17 protein-coding genes and 2 pseudogenes are annotated in these 21,150 nt (G+C 42.0%); 5 read left to right on the plus strand and 14 right to left on the minus strand.

Annotation, left to right across the window (positions count from 1 at the left end; all coding sequences use genetic code 11):
- Position 1 precedes the first annotated feature (1 nt).
- The 3 genes and pseudogenes from fdhE to AYT27_RS09440 all read left to right on the plus strand — a co-directional run.
- A complete protein-coding gene (fdhE, locus tag AYT27_RS07110) occupies positions 2-943 on the plus strand; it encodes a formate dehydrogenase accessory protein FdhE (RefSeq protein ID WP_011181169.1) in 942 nt (313 codons plus the stop codon).
- 24 nt (positions 944-967) lie between these two features.
- A complete protein-coding gene (locus tag AYT27_RS07115; protein ID WP_034454594.1) occupies positions 968-1,228 on the plus strand; it encodes a hypothetical protein in 261 nt (86 codons plus the stop codon).
- 232 nt (positions 1,229-1,460) lie between these two features.
- Positions 1,461-2,063: pseudogene (locus AYT27_RS09440) on the plus strand (integrase); the annotation flags it as partial.
- Between the two features lie 517 nt (positions 2,064-2,580).
- Here AYT27_RS09440 and AYT27_RS07125 read toward each other — a convergent pair.
- On the minus strand, positions 2,581-3,024 hold the full coding sequence (locus AYT27_RS07125) for a hypothetical protein (protein WP_011181170.1): 444 nt from the start codon (positions 3,022-3,024) through the stop codon (positions 2,581-2,583).
- Between the two features lie 860 nt (positions 3,025-3,884).
- Here AYT27_RS07125 and AYT27_RS09445 point away from each other — a divergent pair.
- Positions 3,885-4,434, plus strand: a pseudogene (locus AYT27_RS09445) (integrase); the annotation flags it as partial.
- A 408-nt stretch (positions 4,435-4,842) separates the two neighbouring features.
- Here the strand turns inward: AYT27_RS09445 and AYT27_RS07135 are convergent.
- The 6 genes from AYT27_RS07135 to AYT27_RS07165 all read right to left on the minus strand — a co-directional run bounded on the left by AYT27_RS07135 (position 4,843) and on the right by AYT27_RS07165 (position 11,868).
- Positions 4,843-5,505 carry a lysozyme gene (locus AYT27_RS07135; protein WP_011181171.1) on the minus strand — a complete coding sequence of 221 codons (663 nt, stop codon included), beginning with the start codon at positions 5,503-5,505 and terminating at the stop codon, positions 4,843-4,845.
- A 278-nt stretch (positions 5,506-5,783) separates the two neighbouring features.
- Positions 5,784-6,050, minus strand: coding sequence for a hypothetical protein (locus AYT27_RS07140; RefSeq protein ID WP_011181172.1), 267 nt, complete (start codon positions 6,048-6,050; stop codon positions 5,784-5,786).
- Between the two features lie 1,479 nt (positions 6,051-7,529).
- Positions 7,530-8,537 carry a phage tail protein gene (locus AYT27_RS07150; RefSeq protein ID WP_011181173.1) on the minus strand — a complete coding sequence of 336 codons (1,008 nt, stop codon included), beginning with the start codon at positions 8,535-8,537 and terminating at the stop codon, positions 7,530-7,532.
- Positions 8,534-9,658: a tail fiber domain-containing protein gene (locus tag AYT27_RS07155; RefSeq protein ID WP_011181174.1), complete on the minus strand. Its 1,125-nt coding sequence runs from the start codon at positions 9,656-9,658 to the stop codon at positions 8,534-8,536. The genes AYT27_RS07150 and AYT27_RS07155 overlap by 4 nt, the downstream gene beginning before the upstream one ends.
- On the minus strand, positions 9,655-10,113 hold the full coding sequence (locus AYT27_RS07160; protein ID WP_011181175.1) for a hypothetical protein: 459 nt from the start codon (positions 10,111-10,113) through the stop codon (positions 9,655-9,657). Before AYT27_RS07160 ends, AYT27_RS07155 begins: the two co-directional genes overlap by 4 nt.
- A 291-nt stretch (positions 10,114-10,404) precedes the next feature.
- Entirely contained in the window at positions 10,405-11,868 is a 1,464-nt protein-coding gene (locus AYT27_RS07165; RefSeq protein ID WP_011181176.1) for a hypothetical protein, read from the minus strand.
- Between the two features lie 180 nt (positions 11,869-12,048).
- Here AYT27_RS07165 and AYT27_RS07170 point away from each other — a divergent pair, with 180 nt between their 5' ends.
- The gene (locus AYT27_RS07170) at positions 12,049-12,810 is read left to right on the plus strand and encodes a hypothetical protein (protein ID WP_041583397.1); all 762 of its coding nucleotides are present in this window, start codon (positions 12,049-12,051) and stop codon (positions 12,808-12,810) included.
- Here the strand turns inward: AYT27_RS07170 and AYT27_RS07175 are convergent.
- From AYT27_RS07175 to AYT27_RS07210, 7 genes are all read right to left on the minus strand, one after another.
- Positions 12,784-13,479, minus strand: coding sequence for a phage adaptor protein (locus AYT27_RS07175; RefSeq protein WP_011181177.1), 696 nt, complete (start codon positions 13,477-13,479; stop codon positions 12,784-12,786). The two genes, AYT27_RS07170 and AYT27_RS07175, sit on opposite strands and share 27 nt — an antisense overlap.
- Positions 13,480-13,858: 379 nt before the next feature.
- Positions 13,859-14,977, minus strand: coding sequence for a N4-gp56 family major capsid protein (locus AYT27_RS07180; protein WP_011181178.1), 1,119 nt, complete (start codon positions 14,975-14,977; stop codon positions 13,859-13,861).
- Positions 14,978-15,348: 371 nt separating this feature from the next.
- Complete coding sequence (locus tag AYT27_RS07185) at positions 15,349-15,543, minus strand: hypothetical protein (protein ID WP_011181179.1); 195 nt, start codon at positions 15,541-15,543, stop codon at positions 15,349-15,351.
- A 112-nt stretch (positions 15,544-15,655) separates the two neighbouring features.
- Entirely contained in the window at positions 15,656-15,850 is a 195-nt protein-coding gene (locus AYT27_RS07190) for a hypothetical protein (RefSeq protein WP_011181180.1), read from the minus strand.
- Positions 15,851-15,962: 112 nt separating this feature from the next.
- On the minus strand, positions 15,963-16,760 hold the full coding sequence (locus AYT27_RS07195; RefSeq protein ID WP_011181181.1) for a hypothetical protein: 798 nt from the start codon (positions 16,758-16,760) through the stop codon (positions 15,963-15,965).
- Between the two features lie 972 nt (positions 16,761-17,732).
- Positions 17,733-19,571: a portal protein gene (locus tag AYT27_RS07205; protein ID WP_034448257.1), complete on the minus strand. Its 1,839-nt coding sequence runs from the start codon at positions 19,569-19,571 to the stop codon at positions 17,733-17,735.
- On the minus strand, positions 19,571-20,896 hold the full coding sequence (locus tag AYT27_RS07210) for a PBSX family phage terminase large subunit (protein ID WP_034448260.1): 1,326 nt from the start codon (positions 20,894-20,896) through the stop codon (positions 19,571-19,573). The genes AYT27_RS07205 and AYT27_RS07210 overlap by 1 nt, the downstream gene beginning before the upstream one ends.
- Positions 20,897-21,150 lie beyond the last annotated feature (254 nt).

Raw genomic sequence — 21,150 nt, forward strand, 5'->3', positions numbered from 1 at the left:
CATGGCGCGCACCTTAAAAACAAAGCTTATCAATAAGGATGGCAGAATACACTCTTCTGTTTTTGTTATACTTCCTGATGTGAAAACTGTATTTGCAAAACGCACACAACGTTTTACGCATTTAGCCAATGAAATGCCAAACAAAGAGTGTTTGCTTTTTTTCGCAGATTTTTGCAATGCACAACAACAATCAATCGAAAAATTTAAAGATTTTGCCATACCTCTTAGTCGTTTTGGGACAACTTCCACCTCTTCTTGTGCTTCTCCCCCTTCTTTTGATCACTCAAAATTGTTATCTTTAGGCTTGTATAGCAGCATTGTGAAGGATTTTTTGCAACGTCTATCACCCCCTACGCTCTCTGTCCGAGCCTTTTCGGCAACAAGGCACAAAGCTTTAAAACGCACGCAACAGCAAGAAGATCAATGGCGCTTGTGGGCAGAGAATCTGTTAAACCATAGACTTCCCCAACAGCAATTAGCAGAACATCTTTTCATCATCGGTACGTTGCAAATTATGTATTCTCTAGCCGCATCACAGCTTGATGGGCAAAGCTTACTTCCACAACCAGACAACCTCTGTCCTGCTTGCGGGGGCACACATTCAGCCAGCATCATTATCGAGAGGGAGCCGCGAAAAACCATACGGATGTGTTCTTGCCTTTATTGCAACACCCTCTGGCACACTCCACAATCCCAATGCACTTTTTGTGCAGCAACACAGAATATTTCCACCTGCGCTATAGAAAACACTCCCAACGATATTGTACTAGAAACCTGTAAAACATGTGGACGTTATTGCAAACAACTCAATTCCTACCAAAATCCTGTCTTGGATGTTTTTGCCGATGACATCAACACACCTACACCGGATTTTTTGCAGCAAGGCTCTTTTCATTTCAAACATGGGAACTTCAATCCCTTTTTAGCAGAAGAGAGAAGATAATTTTGCTCTCAAACAAAGAACTTAATGGACAACAAATCACATTCGCGGCGGCTACAACAAAGAACTGACGTAACACTCTGCACAGTTAATGAAAAAGTGCTGACCTCAACAGGTGATATAAAAAATACAAAAGCTCCCTTCACACCTCACTTGCACTCACAAGAAACCCCAAATCCATCTTTACTGTCAAGAGCAATAGGGTATGATTTGCTTGAAATTTTGCAGGTTAGAAATGTCCATGCTGTCTTACAAGAACATTCTCAAGAACATTCTATTGATTTATAAAGATAATTCATTGTTTTAAAACGTGAATAAGAACCCTGGAGTTTCGTAAAATTCTCTGATCTCAAAGCCTCTTAGAGTGAATCAATCAAAATCATTGGCTTGCATATGACAAGCGGGATGCGGGTGTGGACAAAAACTCTTCAAGAAAGGAATCAAAATGCTCCTTATGAACCCTCTCAATGCGAGAGTTGTCACAACATTTTGAGCTGGCAAAGAGAATGATAACGCCCGCCTGCTCTTTTCATAAGCGTAAAGATGGCGGTGCACAATAGCTTTTAGGCTATACTTTTCACGGACACCGTCGTGAAATGGTTGAGTGCCTTGAAAAATATTTCTTTAAAGAAAGCGCGTAAATCTGGAACCCAATGGCATCCTATCCTTCGTGAGAAGCGTTCCCCCATTAAAAAACGCAATAAACAAAACGTAAGGCAATACACACTCTCCATTATTTAAAAGACAATGCTGTGGATACTTTAAAAAACCGGAAAGCCGAATTAAAAGAAGATGGAAAGGCTGGTGAGCGATTTTCACCTTTACAACTTCATATTCTCCCTAACTTAGGTTGTCTATCCGTTTCAGAAATTACCCCAATAGAGATACGCAAGACCCTTGCTTCTACTTGGCATACAAAAAGCTACAACAGCAGAGAAAGCCGGTATCCGTTTCAATCTTTGTCTCAAACATGCTACTGCGCTAAATTTAGATGTCGATTTACAGGCAACAGCAAAAAGCACGCGCTCTCTTAGGAAGAACAACTCCATAAAATCACTAATAGACCGGTAATGAACTGGAAAATGTTCCGTCTTTTTATAAAACACTTTGCGAAACAACAACCAGAAACGCACGAAGTTATTGAAAGATCTAAGTCAAAAACATCAGATCTAACGAGTGACGTGGATTGCAATAACGATTGTTGCAAGGTCTTATGTTGTGTCTTGGGGGATAAGGGCTTATGAAGTGTGTTTGTTTATCGTGATCAGAAAACTTAATCCTATTTCTTGTATGGGATTTTGCAACAGCTTTTCAACTTTTTCTCAAACGATAGCCATATCACCATGAAGAGCGAGAACAGCATCAGGGTTTCTTTCTCTCCAAACTACTTTATGATATCTTTCAAACTGTTAGAAAAAAGACGGCATGCATCGATGCTCTCATTATCACTTCAAAGTTATCACTTTAAACAGGTAGTTTTACAAAATGAGATATTCTTTCATGAAGCAAAAAAAACCTTTAAAAGACAATAGTTTCCATCGCGAGGGCCACACTATTTTTATACATTTTTTTGCAGTAAGAGCACAGCTTTTATCTTTTTTTCATGCAACTTTCCGCCCTTTAAATTTTTACGTGAAAATTTAAAAGTGGTTGCGCGCCTTATTTTTTTCACCGTCTTTTTCATTGAGCAAACAATCTTGTAAGAGAAAATAGTTTCCATCGCCTGGCCGTACCATTTTCATACATCTTTTCTTTGAAGTATCGGAAAGCGTATCCCACATTTCACGAATTGCAAAATAGGCTTCACTTTCCAAATAAAGACAGTGCTGATAAACTTCCTTTTTCATATCGGGCATCACTGAAGCAGCAATTTCCTTGCAATACACACGCTGATCAAAAACTGGAAGTGTCAATTCAACAGGCACATGTTGTGTTACTTGTTTGTTGGAAAAAAAATAACCGATAATTTTTATAATACCAAAACAAAAACACACCACGAAAAAGAGCAGTATACAAACAAAAGCGATCTTACGATATAATTTTTTAAAATAAGCTTTTTGCCTCGCGCGGATTCTTTTTTCCATAAAGACCGTATCCTTTGAATATCTCAAGAGAAGCTTTTTACAACAAAAAATGAAAGAAGTATCAACGCACACCATACATGTTGTCGCTACACATGATCAATCTTTTCTGTAAAAATACGTTTTTTCTTTATGCCATGAACATTTTTAATTTCTTTGTTGTTAAAATTCTTATCGAAAATTTTTTGTGTTGCCTTTGTAAAAAGGGTATAGAGGCATTCTCCATAAAACTTTGATGATGCAAAATCTCATCCAAGAAATATAATAAGTTTTCTGATCAGGAGAAACAAACACGCTTCACAAACCCTTATCCCCCAAGACACAACATAAGCCCCTGCAATAATCGTTATTGCACCCCACGTGGCTCATTAAATCTGATGTTTTTTACTTAAATTTTTCAATCACTTCGTGCGTTTTATTATTATGAATGTGGTCTGTTTTTTTACGTTTTAACGGCTTAATCGCCTCTCTCATGCTTTTTAAAGACTTTATGGAAAAAAGATGTTCCGGTTATCTCTTCTTGAGACAACCGACTCAAAGTAGCTTTTGAAGAACTTTCTGATTTTTAACGCTATAGCATTAATAACATGAAAAGAGATTCCCTTACATTTCCGCTGCATGATCATTATAATCTTATAAAGTATCATATTGACTTATAAAGATAATTAATCATTTTGAATATTGAATAAGAACCTCAAATATCGTAAGATTCTCTTATTGCAAATACTCTTGTAGTAAATTACTCAAAATCATTCGCGTACAAATCACAAACACAGTTAGCGCGTGGATAAAAACTAATAAAGAAAGGATTAAAAACACCTCTCATGAACCATTTCCATGCAAGGACTCGTGAAACATTTTGAATTAACAAAGAGAATGATGGTGCTGGTTTGCTTTTTCATAAACATAAAGAGGCTGGTGCACAATAGCTTTATCACTATACCATTCACGGACAGCGTCACGAAATATGCTGGCGAGCATTGAGAAATGTTTCTTTAAAAAAAGTATGTGAATTGGCAAAAAAATGGCATTCTGCTTTACATGAATGAGAGGCGTAACCCCATCAAAGAACGTGAAAAAAAGCATAAGGCAATTGCGTAACCTGCATTATTTAAAAGACATTGTTCTAGATGCCTTTGAAAGTCGTAAAGTTGAATTAAAAGAAGATGATAAGGCTCATAATTGGTTTTCACCTTTACAACTTCATATTATTCCCCAATTAGGCTGTATACCCGTTTCATAAATTACACAAACAGAGATACGCAATACCCTTTTTTCTATATTTGGTATACAAAAGCTGCAACAGTTGAGAAAGCGCTAAATTGTCTTAATATTTGTATCAAACATGCCACGACGTTAGAATTGGATGTTGATTTACAAGCAACAACAAACACACGCGTTCTCTTAAGAAAGAGCGTCGCACACAAAAAAACAAAAGAGATTTCCCCACATCAATGACGATATTGAGTTCTCCCCCTCCCTTATAATCCACAATATCTTTGCTTTTAACCAAAGTGATCTATTGCCAAAATTCAAGGTGATAAGAGTGTCTTTTTAATCAAAGAAACAGATCTATAAATGGTTAAGGAGTTATCCAACTCAGGCCAGGGAGCAACACATTCGTCTAGCCCCTGCCAAGCCTTATAAAGAGCAAGACAGCAGCAGAAAGAGAAAAAGTTTCCTCCATCATTTTCTCACGAATTTGCAAAATTGAAACGGCTTGGATCAAAGTTATTGGGCGTAAAAAAGCGTCCATAAAAAAGCTGCTCAACGCAGCACCAAGCATAAAGAAGACAAGAAAACTCTCACGAGAGAAAAAAGTTATGAATACTCTTCTTTCATCCGATAGACAGACATCCCAATAGCGGCGATTGTAGCCAAAACCATAACCACGGCTAAAGCCCATTGTATAGGTCCCTGTCCCGTTAAAATCCCTGTTAACCCTGAAAATGAACCAATGATTGGCGCTAAAACTTCTATCTTTCCCCAAAAAGAATTTTGAGGTATTTCGACTTGTTGATAATTGGAAGAAACATAAGCACCCTTAACCCACAAACCTGCTTCAGCAGCTCGGCGATTTACGAGTCCCTGTAAGCATTTTCCTCCTGCTCTGGTCCATTTTTGCAATTCAGCCGGCACAGCTTCATACTTCCCTTTATTAAGTTTTTTTAAGAGTGTAGAATTACAAAAAGTTTCTATTCCGACATTATAGCAAAAAGACACAAGAGTAGCAAACTGCTCATCATTTAAGGGTTGCTCCACCATCTCTTCGACAGTTTTTTCAAATTTTGCGAGATCTTTTTGTAAGAGAGTTTCCGCTTCAGCAACAGTAATCTGCATTCCTTCCTGCACAGAAGGCTCGCCCACTTGAGTGGTATGTCCATAACCGATTGTCCATACACCAACGGCATCTTGATAAGCGTGCAAATGGAGTCCTTCCCATTGTTTAATGAGTAGAAGTCCCTCTTTTGAAATTTTTCGCATTCTTTAAAACTCCTCAAATCACCTAGGACATATAAAAATAAAATAGGAATACAAGGCATGACGATTACTTACCACATACCCCATCTCCAGGAGCGTCCCCGTTGGCCTCCAGAAACAGCCTCATAACCTGCTAGGGATTACTTTTTCTCTTCCTTGTATATTTTATATGCGGTGCAATAAATGATTATACTCCCTTCAAGCGAGTGATAGATTTTTCAGCTACCAGTAGGCGCACTTTTTCAACTACTTTTGTTGCATAATAATCTGTTTCACAGTCTTTACGGACCTTTTTTGGCATCTTGTTGATGTTTAAAATGTTCAAGATCTTGGAGAATTACTTTCAATTGTTGTTCTAAAGCATCCATACGCTGCAAAATTTGCGTGGTATTCTGGAGCTGTTTTTTCTCAAGAGATCCGATGGCTTGGTGCATTTGCTTCAACAGTGCATTTAAAGGGGCATGACCCATTCTTCCGCTAGCATAAAGAACCACACGAATATGTTCAGGATCATCAACATCAGCAATAGAAAATGGAAAAAGTGCCATTGCGTTCTCTCCTTTTACCGAACTCTAGAACAGCGATATTAGTAGATTTCAGTGCATTATTATCAACAAACTTTTGCACCATGCAAAAACCCCCAGGGCAGAACCCCCAGGGCAGAACCCCCAGGGCAGAACCCCCAGGGCAGAACCCCCAGGGCAGAACCCCCAGGGCAGAACCCCCAGGGCAGAACCCCCAGGGCAGAACCCCCAGGGCAGAACCCCCAGGGCAGAACCCCCAGGGCAGAACCCCCAGGGCAGAACCCCCAGGGCAGAACCCCCAGGGCAGAACCCCCAGGGCAGAACCCCCAGGGCAGAACCATTGAAAAACTGTTAAAAAAGATCTAGAAAAATCAAGCAAAAAATCATCTTAATATGGCATTTTTTCTCTCATCCGAAACGGTGAACTGCCAATCTGAAACCTCATTCTCTAGAACAAGCACCATCCCAACAAAACTTTCTTATATCCGCCACCGCCCAAGCATAAAAACATTTTTCCGCAAACCAGCCTTTAGAACTTAACCTCTAGAATCTAGCCCCTGTAACGCACCCATGAGACCTAACCAACAGAGAACCCAGACTGGTAAAATCCCAACTCAGACGGCAACATCTCCACGCGTGCTTCAACACCACTCTCTCATTTAAATATTTTCCTTTTCCAAAAGTTTTACCACCTAAAGCTAACGTGGCTTCTCTGTATCTCTTCACCAAAGCACAAGCAAAATGGAATCGAGCACTTTGGAAACCAACAAACTGGAAACCAGTCTATGAGAATCCCAAAAGGAATGCTCCAAGACCTTGCGGATCCATTCCCTCACCCACAATCTTTCACAAACAGCTTTTCCGGTCTTCATATTGTTCCTCTTAAGCTATTTTTCAGCAAACAAAACAACGTCTTAAGGAAGAACTGGTTTAGAGCATACACGCCTGCCACAGGTTGATATCATCATAAACCCGTCATTGATAAAAACCATGCAGATTTTTTTGTACGCTCTCCTTCTTTTATTAAAAGAGACAATGCATCTTTCTTAAACCACAGTAAACTGAAAAAAATACAGAAAGTCTTTCAATAAACATCCCTCCTAATAACATGAGCAAAGATGCATATAAATTTTAAATACACCTTTACGTATGCATTTTTCTTAGCGAATTTTCCTATACAAAAAAAATAGTACTCCCTTAACAGAAAAGGGAAGCGCTTACCGAAAACAAAAGCGCTTGTGCTTTCTCTCTTGTCCACCGATAGGGGAAAATGGCAAAGAGACCAAGAAGCAGATCCAAATGCTGTAAGACACACCACACAGCTCTCACTTCTCTCTGCTCAGAAGCATTGAAATGCATTCAAGAGAAAATAAACCAAAGATACATTTTTCTTAAAATCAAGCGTTTGCCATTAAATTTAGTGCACAACATATTTTTAATTTTTCAATGCACCTTTTATACCAAAGCTCTTGCAACAATTGAAATCTAAAAGAGTTTCAATTTTCACACTTTGATAGCATAAACAACAGCCACATTGACGGGGCGCGTTTCATCCCCACCTGTTTTTTCCAAAAAGACCTGATGTTCATGTTCTCCTTCAAATTCTGTTAAAGAATTTTGGGAATCGTATCCATAGGCATAAGCTTTCCACTCATCCAAATTGCGCTGTACAACTACGCTTTTAAACCCTTTAAAACTATGCTTGTGTTTGCCGACGGAGTTTGTTTTTCCTTCATGGGTATGGGCTTTAAAAGACTCTTCTTGCCTACTTCCCAAGAAGCGTCCTTTATCAATTTCTTTCCCACTATCCAGCCCCCGCAAAAACATTCCACGCAGATCTGGCACATTAAATGTGGTTTGCCCATCACCTTTTCCCCATATTTCACCAAGAACAGCAAAGAGGCTTGCATATGCGTTGCGAGAATATTCTTTCCCATCGCAAAGAAGCCAACCTGTTGGAATTTTTTCCGTAGCAAAAGTCCCAATAAAACCTGGTGAAAAACTTTCTGGCAAAGGGGGCAAGGGGGGGATTTCAGGAAGTCTGAGCGTAGGATTGGTTAAAAACCAACCATCTACATTTTTTCCAGAAATATCACAAGTGTAAACGAGTTCATAAAGCCCGCCCCTTTGAATTTCTCCGCCCTTTAAAGGCACTATACCATCATCGGAATTTACCATATAAACGGGCCGTGACAGCAATTGGTTTAAAGCAACATTTGTTATTCCCTTATTCACCCCTTGTGCTTTAAAGCGCACGACAATCCCACCCATATAAGCCTCAAAAGAAGACTTTGTCATCAAACGGATAGATGTTCTATTCTTCTCCTCATCGAGCATAAACTGCGTCTCAATCACCCCACCATTATCCAATAAATATTCTTTGATGCGTTGCATCATCGCCCGCGCACTATCATTGACTGAACTTGGAGGTTGTCCTTCTGCCCAGTTTATACTCTCATCAACATAGGCATTTTCAGATGTAGTAAGCGACCAATCATAAATCGAGCTCATAGAAGATACCCTTTTTGCAAAAAGGGAAAACGCGCAAAGAGAGCAGAAAAGAAAGTAGCAATTCTTTTTTTAGGTTCTGATATTTTCTTCATTTTCAGGCCGATTTTGTTATAATCGACATGCAACAATTTTGTTTTTGCATTCACAAACACAGCCTCAGGCTTCAAACGCAACACTTCTTGGGCAAGAACGCCACAATAGCGCTGCGGATCTCCTTTATAATTAAAGACATAAAGCGGATAGCCATTTTTTTCACCCACAGGGACAATATTTTCTTTAGCTCTCACATCACAAAGTCCTAAAATTCCTCCCATCAATCCAAGCACTTGCTGTGCATCACGCAACGGATCTTTTGTAACGGAAGGCATTGTTGTGGATTTTCCTGACGTTGTTCCATAATTTCCAGCAGCTTGCGTTCCCACGCGCAACAAGCGTTCTAATTGGTTCCAAGCTTGATTATCTTGTTCTGTCCATTTTTGGCGCTCAGCATCTAAGGCATTCTGCCGATTAACATCTTGAATAAGACCACCCTTCAAAGCATTGCTTTGTGCATTACTTTGCCCTTGATAGTAGTTATTTGCTGCATTCACTTGATCATATAAGGAGCGATCAATCATCTGATTAGCATTCATCATATTATGAATATCTTGATTATATTGCTGTGCGGCAGCATTTGTTGCCAATGCACCCAGTTCATCGGCAAGCACCCCGGTATGTGCACCAGAACCATAGCGCCCAGCTCCTGCCATAGATTGATTAATAGCATCGGAAGTTTTACTTAAGGCACTTTGCAAGGCGGCATTAAACTTACTATTGTTTCCAATCCAATCACCCTTAGCCATACCCAAAAGATTATGAGCACTTTGCGTTGGTGCATTAAACCACTGCGTCAATGCGGGATTATTATACTGACCAACAGCCTGTTCTAAACCTGTAAGAGCATTTTTTGTCATAGTACCAAGACCAGCAATGCGCTCTCCCTGATAAACATTTCCACCAATTCCTTTATTATAAAGGTCAAGTGCTTGGCTACTTGCTTTTTTAAGGATATCAGCCGCCCACGCGGGTGGTGCATTTGTTTGTGTTGTTGTTTGCACTTGAGGTTTTGTTTTTCTACTCATGGGTTTAGAACCTTTCTGTAATGAATAAGATTACGGGAATATCCGTGATGGCTAAGCATTTTAGACCATCCAGATCTTCCAAACATATGTATTTCCTCAGCATGGATTGTTCGCGCCCATTCTTCGACTTTATCGATCAATTTGACCAATTCCAGTCCTCCCTCTCCAGCCAAATCTGAAAGGACGACGCGTTTTTTTCCCGTATGGGTTCTTTCAACTTTGGTAATCGCAAAAGCACTAAATTGGGTTTTATTTTTCAAGACCAGCCACAATTGTGCTTGTCCTCTCGCCAGTTCTTCGGCAATTGTTGCCAGACAAACATCATCAGGAAAGCGCTGAGCGTATTTTTTCAGTGCGGCATTGAGTGCCTCTTGATAGTGCGCAATTTTTTGCCATGACCATTTTTCTGTAAGATGAGCAGAATAAGAATTTTGTCTCTCGCATCGCCGTGTCATAACTTTGGCTTTTTCCGTTTTTTTGTTACGAATCTTTTCACCCTTTCACAGCAAATCCTCAACAAAGATTTATCTTTTCCGCAGCATATAAGGGGACTATTTGTTTTTTATAATAAGCGCTTCTGATGCATTACTTCTAACGTTATAAGGCATGACTAATGCGTTTCTTCCCCCTCATAAAGCGTATCTCACTGCATCATTCCTGCACGATAGGAGGCGCACTTTTCCACATAGCGTCTTTATTTAAAGGTATAGGTTACCGCATAACGTCTTTAATCACAAAGACATGCATTATCGCATGCCGGCAGACTGCAATTCCACATCAAAGCCCGTGACATGAGACCAATTTACTCCTTCCGGGATACGCAATTTAAAGCGATAAAACCGTGCTCTTGCGCGCAAATGAATTTGCCCCGTATTATAGGAAGGTTGTCTTTCCGGCAACCAAACAGTTTTCTCTTCGAGGGATTGCCGAAAGCGCATTCCCACAGACAAATAAAGCTCTCCACTATTTACTTGAGGCATAATATTTTTCACTCTTGTTATCATGCCATTTGTCTGCCCCATTTCCTGTGATGTTACCACACAAGCCATAGGAGGACCAGAAAACGACCCCATTCTCCCTTGATGATCAAAGGCACCAAGAATAGGAGATTCATTTTTCCAAGCTTTACTGTCGAGAGAAAAGGGTAAATCATCAATATTCTGAGCGACGTGATCCAATCCTTCTAAGGTAGTTCCTGCTAAAAAGATGGGCAAAATCATTTTGATATCCACAACCGCCTTAGTCCATTTTTGCAATCCCCAATCATAAACAAGTAAAATACGTTTGTGGACGCTTTCATCGGTATCGACCATCCAATAAACGCGATTATACACTCCATCGATAGCAGCAGATAGAGTATACAGATTATTCTGCCTCGATTTTGCAGTCATCGTCCGGTCGACTTTTTCGAAGCCAATTGGTATAATTTGTCCCTCATTGGTGATCTGATAAAATCCTCCCTCATCAGCAAAGAAGGCAAGATCGCCTCGACAAACGATAGATTCAGCGTTTTTTGCACCGCGTTTATCATGGATTTTTTGGAAACTGAAAATAATCTTAGATCCAGGAATAAAAGATCCGGCATAGATTGCGGACCGCATAAAGATGATTGGATTTGTTGTTTCGGTCGCACCTTGCACGAAACCGCCATCGGGAAAATCTTGATAATCGCAGCTTTTTTTTCCAACAGTCCAAAATTCGGCATCGTTCAATCCTGACCAATGGACACGTCTTGGATGCTCTGTCAATTTCATCAGACAAACGAAATCTCCCCACACACGCACAATCCCCGCTTGTGGTGGATTTCCACCTAAATCTCTAAAGTTTTTGTCATGATTAATGTCGATCACTTGTGGCTTATCATTGGCATTCACAGCAATGATATAATCCCCAAACAAAGCGAAGGACCATGGAGCATCGACATTGGCAAGATAAGATTTTCCCTTTTGGCTGATATCTTTCCATTGCTTTGTCGTATTGTCGAGAAGGTAGATTTTTTGTCCGGTCCCAACAATAACAGAGACACCATTTTTTGTTTTAACAGCAAGAGCTCCTAAAATTGGATGAGGACAAGGCTCTGACACAGGTTGAAAGCTTGGCATAGGGATATAGGACCCATCAGCAGGCAACACATTAATAAGCTCATCGGTAAAGATGCCATTAATATCAGCAACATCGGGCCGATAATCAGCAACTGGGAAAAAAGCCATTGAGAACCCCATTAGAAGAATATTTGAAAAACCTTATCAATGCGAGATTTCAAATCGCCAAAACTTTTTTATTTTAATCAAAAAAGCCCCGTAAGATAAGACTCTGTAAAAAAGCATAAAAATCAGATTATAGAGGGTAAACGCAAACACATTGATACATTCACGAGTAAGATGGCATAAATGTCAGAGCACCAACACCAGCCACCAACATCAGCCACCAACATCAGCCACCAACACCAGCCGCCAACATCAGCCGCCAACATCAGCCGCCAACATCAGCCACCAACATCAGCCACCAACATCAGCCGCCAACACCAGCTACCAACACCAGCTACCAACACCAGCTACCAACACCAGCCACCAACACAGCCACCAACATCAGCCACCAACACCAGCCACCAATACCAGTTACCAACACCAGCTACCAACACCAGCTACCAACACCAGCTACCAACACCAGCTACCAACACCAGCTACCAACACCAGCTACCAACACCAGCTACCAACATCAGCCACCAACATCAGCCACCAACACCAGCCACCAACATCAGCTACCAACATCAGCCACCAACACCAGCCGCCAACACCAGCCGCCAACACCAGCCGCCAACACCAGCCGCCAACATCAGCCACCAACACCAGCCGCCAACATCAGCCGCCAACATCAGCCGCCAACATCAGCCGCCAACACCAGCCACCAACACCAGCCACCAACATCAGCCACCAACATCAGCCACCAACACCAGCCGCCAACATCAGCCACCAACACCAGCCGCCAACATCAGCCACCAACACCAGCTACCAACACCAGCTACCAACACCAGCCACCAGCATCAGCTACCAACACCAGCCACCAGCATCAGCCACCAACATCAGCCGCCAGTACCAATCATCAATGATGAAGAAAAAAGCTTTTTAAAAGCTCATGGGCAGAATATTTAAAGAGCCTTTTCGACGCGATGTTTCAAATCGCAAAGCTTGGAGCTGTTCTTGAAAGTCTCTAAAAGAAACAGCGGCATATTCAGGATCCTTAAGGATATTTTTGTAGAGTTCGTATTTTGCACGTGCTTTAATAAGATCAAATGCATAAATCAACCAAGGATTATCATCCTCCATCACCTGTTCATCTCCAAAACGAAGAGAAGTATAGACAAGACGCACGGTCTCAACCTGTTTGGGTGTTGGAAAGAGGCCTATTTTTTGATCAAAGTAGGTATAAAAGAGAGGCGCTCCTTGTGGAGGCTGTAATCCATATTGTTGTTGCAACACCTCAGCGGGTTTAAAAAGCAATTGTATTTGTGTTGCAGCACATATTCCTAAAAAGACGGATTCAAGAGACCTTTCTGATTGAATAAAAACGCCCTCTTCTTGCCCATACCATGTTTTTTCACATTGCGTTTTGAATGTCACCTCTCTTTTTTCATTAAAGAAAAAGGGTTCTCGTTCACACAAACGCAAAGCGGTAAAAATTGAATCTTGAATTTGCGTGGAATATTCAGCTGTTGTATCATCAATTTCATCTTGAATAAGCGCGACCATAGAGGCAAAATTTTGAGAATGGTCTGAATGTGTAAGATTGAGATGATTTGGATCAATAGGTAAAACGGTCATGGGCAATGATAATCCTTTTGCGTGTGAGGCGTTTTAAGCATCTCTCCCGCAAAAAACATATTCTTTTGAGAGAAAGAATTCGCAAGCTTTTTAAACAGTTCTTAAAATAAGCACTCCAGAAGCTCAGATCACGCGTGTACAGAAATTGGAGCACCTTCTTTGCTCTAAAAATTTCTCCTCTCCTTCAGCATATTCTGTCAAGAGGAAGGATTCGAACAATCTTTAAGCAGCTCTGAAAGCAGATGCTCTATAAATTGGCATCACGATACTAGCAAAATTCTAGGCTCCTTGGTTGTTCTTTGACAAGCTGTTAAAACCAATGGCTTGGATCCGCTCTCCCAACAAGATATTCTGTTGGGAAGGAGCCTTCACACACCCTTTAAGCGGGTGCTCCATAAGTTGGGATCACGATGGTACCAAAATCTTGTGCCCCTTGTTTACTTCCTGGCAAGGTGAAGCAAGTCTTTTTCATACCGATAATAGTTTTTGCTGCAACACCGAACTCTCGTTCATAGTCGAACAGCTCTTCCACCAATTTATAGCGTGTAGCACCGCGATCTTTTCCAAAAGCGATGACAGCACTTTGCGCCCCCAGCAGCACAGCACGCCGCACATTTGGCACAGCTTTGTTTGTTGCACCGGACTCGACACCTTCGGTAACATGTTCAGCCTCACGCAAGACGACGCCATTATACATTCCAAGCGATCCATCATAGAGTGGATTTTTAAGACGGCTTCCACTATAGATTGCCTTGGTAATATCGAGCCACTGTCCAGCATCTGTATTGGTTCGCAATTGTGTGACCTGCGTTGGGTGTAGATACAGCACATAAACACTTTCGCCATCAATGCGTACGGGTCTAATTTTAGGATTTGCCAGCTTAGCCCGTTCAACAGCTTGATCGATCAGGTTGAGATCAAAGACATCGGTTTGTTTTAAATCTTCATCTTTTGTTTTTCCATTAGGACGCACAATGCGTTTATCGGTTGGTGCAGTTGGTGCATTAAACCCGTAATGGACAGGTTTAAGAGTAAGAGTACGACCTTCGAAGTTAATGGTTTTTGCGGTATAGCCGCAAACTTGAATAAAGAACATCAAACTCAAGCGATCAGCATACCAATCGACCAAACCATTTTTGGCTTCGGTACGCAAATCGTGCAAAATACGTTGCTGATCAATGGTTCCTTCATTTTTGACACGCACCGCATGAACAAGTTCATTAATTGCCAAGCGATCATTAAGGAATTGGAGAGCTTCTTCATTACCTTCAAGCGCCTGTCCTTCACTCACCCCATCACCAAACAGCTGTACACGTAAATTAAAGCTAATGGCATCACCACTTGCTTTGGTGGTTTCATCTTTTAATTGTACAATACTATTTGAATCATTCCCAATCAACGGTGCAATAGGGATTGCTTTTGAGACTTCCTGGTTCAAGAGTTTAGACCATGTGCGCACTGCCATTGGGTCATTAAGTCCGATATAAGTTACAGTCATTTTATCCTCTAAAAGTTTATTGACATAAAAAACCCGGCAAAGCGCCGGTTGTTAACACTCCACATTTTTCCTTTTCAGAGAGTGAATTTGTTATTAAGTGTTTTTATATTATTTTTATTGATGATCTTTGCCTCCCCCTTTGAACGATCTTCTCATTGCATAAACACCCTCAAGCTCCTATAGATCTGTCTCAAAAGTTTCTAGACAGACGTCTTAAAAGCCCCGGCCCATATCGGCTCCAAGCTCTCCACACAGTCATCTCACCCACTGCGCATCTGCTTCAACCCCCACGCAACAGCCTTACCCGCCACACTGCCACTTCAATCCTCCACGCATCTGCTTCGAGAGTTTCCCCACCATACGTTCATGCTTTAAGATTCTCCACCACCCATTAAGCGGTTAAAAGCGGCTTTATTTTTTGGATCAGCAACCCAATGACTAAATTCTGCTTCCGACATTTTGTCGAGCATATTCAAAGAAATCGGTCCATTTGGTGTTAAGCCGTTATAGGCAGCGAGTGTACGTGCAGAATTTTGCCTTTCAAGCTCCCCACACTGCCGCTCCAACCCCTACGCAACCTCTTCACGCCTTCACACAACTGCTCCACACTCCCCACACTGCCACTTCAATCCTCCACGCATCTACTTCGAGAGTTCCCCTATCCACGCGTTCATGCTTTTAGGATTCTCCACCACCCATTAAGCGATTAAAAGCGGCTTTGTTTTTTGGATCAGAAACCCAATGACTAAATTCTGCTTCCGACATTTTGTCGAGCATATCCAAAGAAATCGGTCCATTTGGTGTTAAGCCGTTATAGGCAGCGAGTGTACGTGCAGAATTTTGCCTTTCAAGCTCCCCACACTGCCGCTCCAACCCCTACGCAACCTCTTCACGCCTTCACACAACTGCTCCACACTCCCCACACTGCCACTTCAATCCTCCACGCATCTACTTCGAGAGTTCCCCTATCCACGCGTTCATGCTTTTAGGATTCTCCACCACCCATTAAGCGATTAAAAGCGGCTTTGTTTTTTGGATCAGAAACCCAATGACTAAATTCTGCTTCCGACATTTTGTCGAGCATATTCAAAGAAATCGGTCCATTTGGTGTTAAGCCGTTATAGGCAGCGAGTGTACGTGCAGAATTTTGCCTTTTCTGAAAATTTTCACCAATGGTATTTGGAGCATTTGTGTAACCAATTTTTTGCGCGACAGCGTAGATCACTTCGGCAGGACTTTGATTTTTTTTCGCACAATCATGCAAAATCTGTTTCAATTCATTACCAATCACCGCATCCACGACGTTTGGGTCAGCCATTTCAGGATAGAGTGAAGAGAAAGCTGCCAACTGCTTAGCTCGCGTATCATAAATAAAATCGGCAGCTTGATCAAAGTCATGATGCTTTTGTTTAACAGCAGCAACAGATTGCTGATATAAAGCATGCAACTGTTCTGATTCATGGCTCATAGCAGGTGGTTGTTCAGAGAGCAACGCCCCTTGTTTGTAGAGTGTTTTTCCCAACCATTGTATATAACCCATAAAATCTTTTTGCGGATCTGGTGGTGCATCAACCTCTAGCGCTTTTTGAACATCTTGTGATTGTGAACCTGCTTGCAATGATCGCTGTTGTTGCTGTACATTTTGGTGCCCTTGGAAATTTTCTTCCAAATTTTTTGCTTTTTCTCCTATACCAATTTCACGATCTTCTCCCTGTTGTTCTCCTGAAAGAAAACCCTGTTTCAATTGGTTTTGTTCTGCTGGTGTTAAATGTTCTTGATCCATACTGTTGTCCTTCTCTTTTTCAGACAATTAAAATGATGTTTTTTCAAATGAAGTCATTTATCTTTACGCATATGCCCTCTGCAAAATGATCTACCAGCGACTTTGCCTGCGCATAACCACTGAGGCTCCCTCCAACATTACCAGCGCCCCCTTTATTCACACCGCAATGTTACACTCTCCACTAGCTCCACCCCTAAGTTGTCCTGTTCCACCCCTAAGCTGTCCTCCAGCCCTGTCACGTAATGGAACACTTTGCTCCGCTAAGCTCTGTTTTGTATTCTGAGTATAATTTTATGAATGAGAGATGCGGACAAAGGAGAGGAACGCAGAAGATTAGGCATCCTGAACATAAAGCCATTTACCTTTGCGCCTTTGCCTTTTGCAAAATGGTCTACCAACTTGCTTTGCCCCCGCATGACCACTGAAGTTCCCTTCAACATTACCTGCAAAGCGCTCCTCTATTCACACCGCAATGTTATGCTCTCCATTAGTCCCGTCACTAATTTCTCCTCTTTCACCCCTAAGCTGTCCTCCAGCGCTGTCACGTAATGGAGCACTTTGCTCCACTAAGCTCTGTTTTGTATTCTGAGTATAATTTTATGAATGAGAGATGCGGACAAAGGAGAGGAACGCAGAAGATTAGGCATCCTAAACATAAAGCCATTTACCTTTGCGCCTTTACCTTCTGCAAAATGATCTACCAGCGACTTTGCCTGCGCATGACCACTGAGGCTCCCTCCAACATTATCAGCGCTCCTCTATTCACACCGCAATGTTATGCTCTCCATTAGTCCCGCCACTAATTTCTCCTCTTTCACCCCTAAGCTGCCCTCCACCACTGTCATGCAATAGGGAACTTTACCCAGTAAACTCTGTTTTTGCGCTTTGAGTGCAATTTTATGGATGAGTGATGCAGACAAAGATGCTATGCATAAAAAACCGCACTTCCTAAACACAAAGCCATTTCACTTTTCATGTGCCTTCTGCAAAATGGATTGGCATCAGCTGTTCCACACCGGCATGACCGCTAGGGCCTCCTAAAGCCTCAGCACTGTCTTGCAATGGAGCACTTTGTTTCTCTAAACTCTGCTTTTGTGCTTTGAGTGCAATTTTATGGATGAGTGATGCAGGCAAAGGTGAATAACGCAAAAGATCGAGCATAATATCTGGCGTTGTGAAACTCTGCATCAAAGGCAGCAATTGCATAATAATAGCAAATGTCCGCTCTTTTTCATTGAGACTCGTTGGAGCATCATCAACCACAATATCATACTCCAAACTGGTAATCATTTCGCGTGTTAACGGCACATACCTAGCATTTTCGTCACCAGCAATACGCACCAATCGCCCATCGGAAAGATAGTTTTGAATAAGGTAGAGAATAATTTTTCCCTGTCGCTGCCGATATCGCCGCAAACCATCAAAGAAAGAAGCCAACAAATTGAGTGAAGATTGGCGGCGTTGTTGTTCAAGAATTCCTGGTTGATTGACCGCCCGTGTACCAATAAATTCAGAAGACAATCCGGTCACTTGTTCGAGTGCGCTCTTTGCTTCATTAAACAGCTGAAAGAAGCCTTGGGGGAATTGTGCAACGGGCTTAGGCTGGATTCTTCCCCCAGAAACAGCCCCACTTTTCAGCCAAGTAATGCTATCGGCTCTCGCCCAACTTTCCACGGCTTGTCGATCATCATCAAAAGCATCGCGTTCAGCCATAATTCCGCCTTTTGACTGACTATTAAGCAAATGCATCACTTGACTAAAATATTTATTTGCCCAGCGTTGCGGATCTTTTGTTGGTTTGACAATCCCATAAAATTGCCGGCTCAACTTATCAAAAGTGCCAGTAATACATTCCCATCCCAATTGACCTGCTGGCACCAGAGGCTTATCTGGTGCTTCGAGCAATTTTCGACCCAAAAAAGCACGTTTGACAATTTTTCTCGTTAATCTTGTCGCTTGGATTGCAGGAAAATCTTTGCACAAATTTTGAAAATCTTGCTCTGAATAATCGATAAATTTTCCACTTAAAGGATCGAGGATCTTATAAACAACTTCACGTTCGAACCAGCGGCATTCAGCCAATGTAACCATTTTAGGACGTTGAGAACTGCTCTCCTCCTCCACATCTTTCTGATAGCTTTGCATATTATCAGCGCTGGTTTGATGAAAAAACGTCTGATGTTTGACCCAATCGGCATTAAGATCACTCCAATGGACATGAGGAAACATTTCCTGAGCCATTGCTAAGGGTTTTTCATCAATATACCATAAGCGCTGCGCATCAACCAGATTAGGCTTCACGGCACTTGCATCCCAGACCATTTTCATTGGATCCAATCTTGCAATGACGGGTTTTCCTTGCGGATCTTCTTCATAATCAAGCCTGGTATCGGTCCACCCCATTCCGCAAATGATAGCATCTTGAAAGGCATCAGAATCTTCGTACTCCCCATCAGCTTCATCACGAAACCATTCGGCTGCTCCGGTGAGAATCTGGTTGGCAAAGGCAGCCCCTTCTTGGCGTGGAATAAATTGCACTTGTCGTTTATTATTGCGCTCTGTGCCAATCACAGCATTGACCAAAGGAGCAATGCGATTAAAAGTCATGACCGGTCTGTTTTGTTCGCGCAACACGGCAAGATCTTGCTCATTCCATTGACGTCCATTATAAAAATCGTAGTCTTCTTGGGCATTTTTTCGCCATTGCTCGACATGTGCAATATCATCCTGATACCAGCTGACGAGTTTTTTAAAGAGTGCTTGGTGTTCAAGCGTCTCTAATGGATCAAAAGAGTCTTTAGAAATATTCATTAAAAAGCCATCCATGAAGTTTGAGAATGGTGAGAAGAACGATAAGTATTTTTTTTCGGCCGCATGTTTGGCTGTTCATAAGCCACACACATCAGTCCAAAGGCATCCGCGCCATGGCTTGCCCAATCATGTTCAGCACCCAATCCGATATTACGCTGTTCGTCGCGTTTTTCGTGATACCAAGCAAGCGCTTTTCGGCCAGCATGTGTTGTTTCACGGTTAAACCATATAGCAGGAAACAATCGCCGTACCGCTTCGATACGCATTTTCACAGCTCCCACACCCTGATTAGGAATAACCTTAGTTTGAAACCCTGCTTGTTGGAGAGCACTTTCAAAACTCACATTATAGACACGATCTTTCGTTGCGCCATCATGGGGCAAGACCATCAACGCCTTATCATATCCCCTTTGGAACACCCATCCCACATGCTCAGAGAGCGGCTGTCCTTGGGCTTCATAATAATCGAGGACACGGATTTCCCGCCCCACAAATTGCGCCACCCACAAAGCGGTAGCATCAGCCTTTGCCCCTGTTCCACCGATATCCCAAAAGATTCTGATCTGCATCAAGGGATCACGGGGAACAGTAGTAATACGCCCTTCCCGTGAAGCCTCCAGCAACGCTTTTTGGTAATAGGCACCTTCAACAGTTTGGAGATATTCCCCTTCCCAAATATGGTTATAGTGTTCAGGTCGTTGTTCTAAATCTGCCTTGCGATCTCGATTAAGTTTTTCTGGAAATTGAGGATTATCACGCCAAGTGATTTCAGCACCTTTGATATGAGGATTATTGACATTTCGGAAACGTTTTTCCACGGGTGCATTTTCACGGCAAGGGTTCCATGTCACCCACAATTCCGCATTCCAATCATTTCCTTCTTCGCGCAAAGTTGGAATGAGTGTTTGCCAAGCAGTCTCAGTCACAGGTTCCGCCTCATCGACCCAGCAGAGGAAAACGCGCCCCATGGATTTAATACTTGCGATATTGCGATCAAGCCCAGCGAAAACATAGACGATACGTCCATCTTTTGACTTAATATATTTATCGCCGATTTCATAATAGTCTTGTAGAAAAGGATAGGATTCGATAGCTCGTTTAATTTCTTCCAGCGAACTTTCATTGAGTGAATTTTGAAATTGCCGTGCACAGAGTATAATGCCGCGCTCTCCAGCTTTTCCATGTCGATATCCGATCACGGCAGACATCAAAGCAAAGGAACGTGTTTTTCCAGATCCTCGTCCTCCCCAAGCAGCACGTACATCGGCTTTTCCAGTAAAAACAGGTATAAGCTTTGGAATAAGAGCAATTTGCGTTGTTGTCATTCATCCTCAAGCATAACGCCCCTCAAAAAAACATACCCCAAAAACCATGGCGTTCCAAAAATCACGCGCTCCCAAGGCTCCAAAATCTTCAAACATCGTGCCAAATACTCCACCCCTCAAGCATCACCCTCTTTAGCCTCCGGCTCGCAAGAGGAGGCATTTTTTGCAATCACCGGCACAATCTCCACACGTGAAATTGTCTTAACATCACCCACAGCTTTGTGCCGTAACTTGCACAGACAAAATCTTTACAA

Origin of the sequence: Bartonella henselae str. Houston-1 (assembly GCF_000046705.1) — a bacterium.
Lineage (GTDB): Bacteria > Pseudomonadota > Alphaproteobacteria > Rhizobiales > Rhizobiaceae > Bartonella > Bartonella henselae.

Excerpts from the sequence above, each read along its gene's own strand:
- AYT27_RS07210 (WP_034448260.1), bottom strand. The coding sequence starts at position 20,896 with ATGACAACAACGCAAATTGCTCTTATTCCAAAGCTTATACCTGTTTTT.
- AYT27_RS07115 (WP_034454594.1), top strand. The coding sequence starts at position 968 with ATGGACAACAAATCACATTCGCGGCGGCTACAACAAAGAACTGACGTA.
- AYT27_RS07175 (WP_011181177.1), bottom strand. The coding sequence starts at position 13,479 with ATGACCGTTTTACCTATTGATCCAAATCATCTCAATCTTACACATTCA.
- fdhE (WP_011181169.1), top strand. The coding sequence starts at position 2 with ATGGCGCGCACCTTAAAAACAAAGCTTATCAATAAGGATGGCAGAATA.
- AYT27_RS07195 (WP_011181181.1), bottom strand. The coding sequence starts at position 16,760 with ATGGATCAAGAACATTTAACACCAGCAGAACAAAACCAATTGAAACAG.
- AYT27_RS07170 (WP_041583397.1), top strand. The coding sequence starts at position 12,049 with ATGTCAGAGCACCAACACCAGCCACCAACATCAGCCACCAACATCAGC.
- AYT27_RS07165 (WP_011181176.1), bottom strand. The coding sequence starts at position 11,868 with ATGGCTTTTTTCCCAGTTGCTGATTATCGGCCCGATGTTGCTGATATT.
- AYT27_RS07140 (WP_011181172.1), bottom strand. The coding sequence starts at position 6,050 with ATGGCACTTTTTCCATTTTCTATTGCTGATGTTGATGATCCTGAACAT.
- AYT27_RS07150 (WP_011181173.1), bottom strand. The coding sequence starts at position 8,537 with ATGAGCTCGATTTATGATTGGTCGCTTACTACATCTGAAAATGCCTAT.
- AYT27_RS07160 (WP_011181175.1), bottom strand. The coding sequence starts at position 10,113 with ATGACACGGCGATGCGAGAGACAAAATTCTTATTCTGCTCATCTTACA.
- AYT27_RS07180 (WP_011181178.1), bottom strand. The coding sequence starts at position 14,977 with ATGACTGTAACTTATATCGGACTTAATGACCCAATGGCAGTGCGCACA.
- AYT27_RS07155 (WP_011181174.1), bottom strand. The coding sequence starts at position 9,658 with ATGAGTAGAAAAACAAAACCTCAAGTGCAAACAACAACACAAACAAAT.
- AYT27_RS07135 (WP_011181171.1), bottom strand. The coding sequence starts at position 5,505 with ATGCGAAAAATTTCAAAAGAGGGACTTCTACTCATTAAACAATGGGAA.
- AYT27_RS07205 (WP_034448257.1), bottom strand. The coding sequence starts at position 19,571 with ATGAATATTTCTAAAGACTCTTTTGATCCATTAGAGACGCTTGAACAC.
- AYT27_RS07125 (WP_011181170.1), bottom strand. The coding sequence starts at position 3,024 with ATGGAAAAAAGAATCCGCGCGAGGCAAAAAGCTTATTTTAAAAAATTA.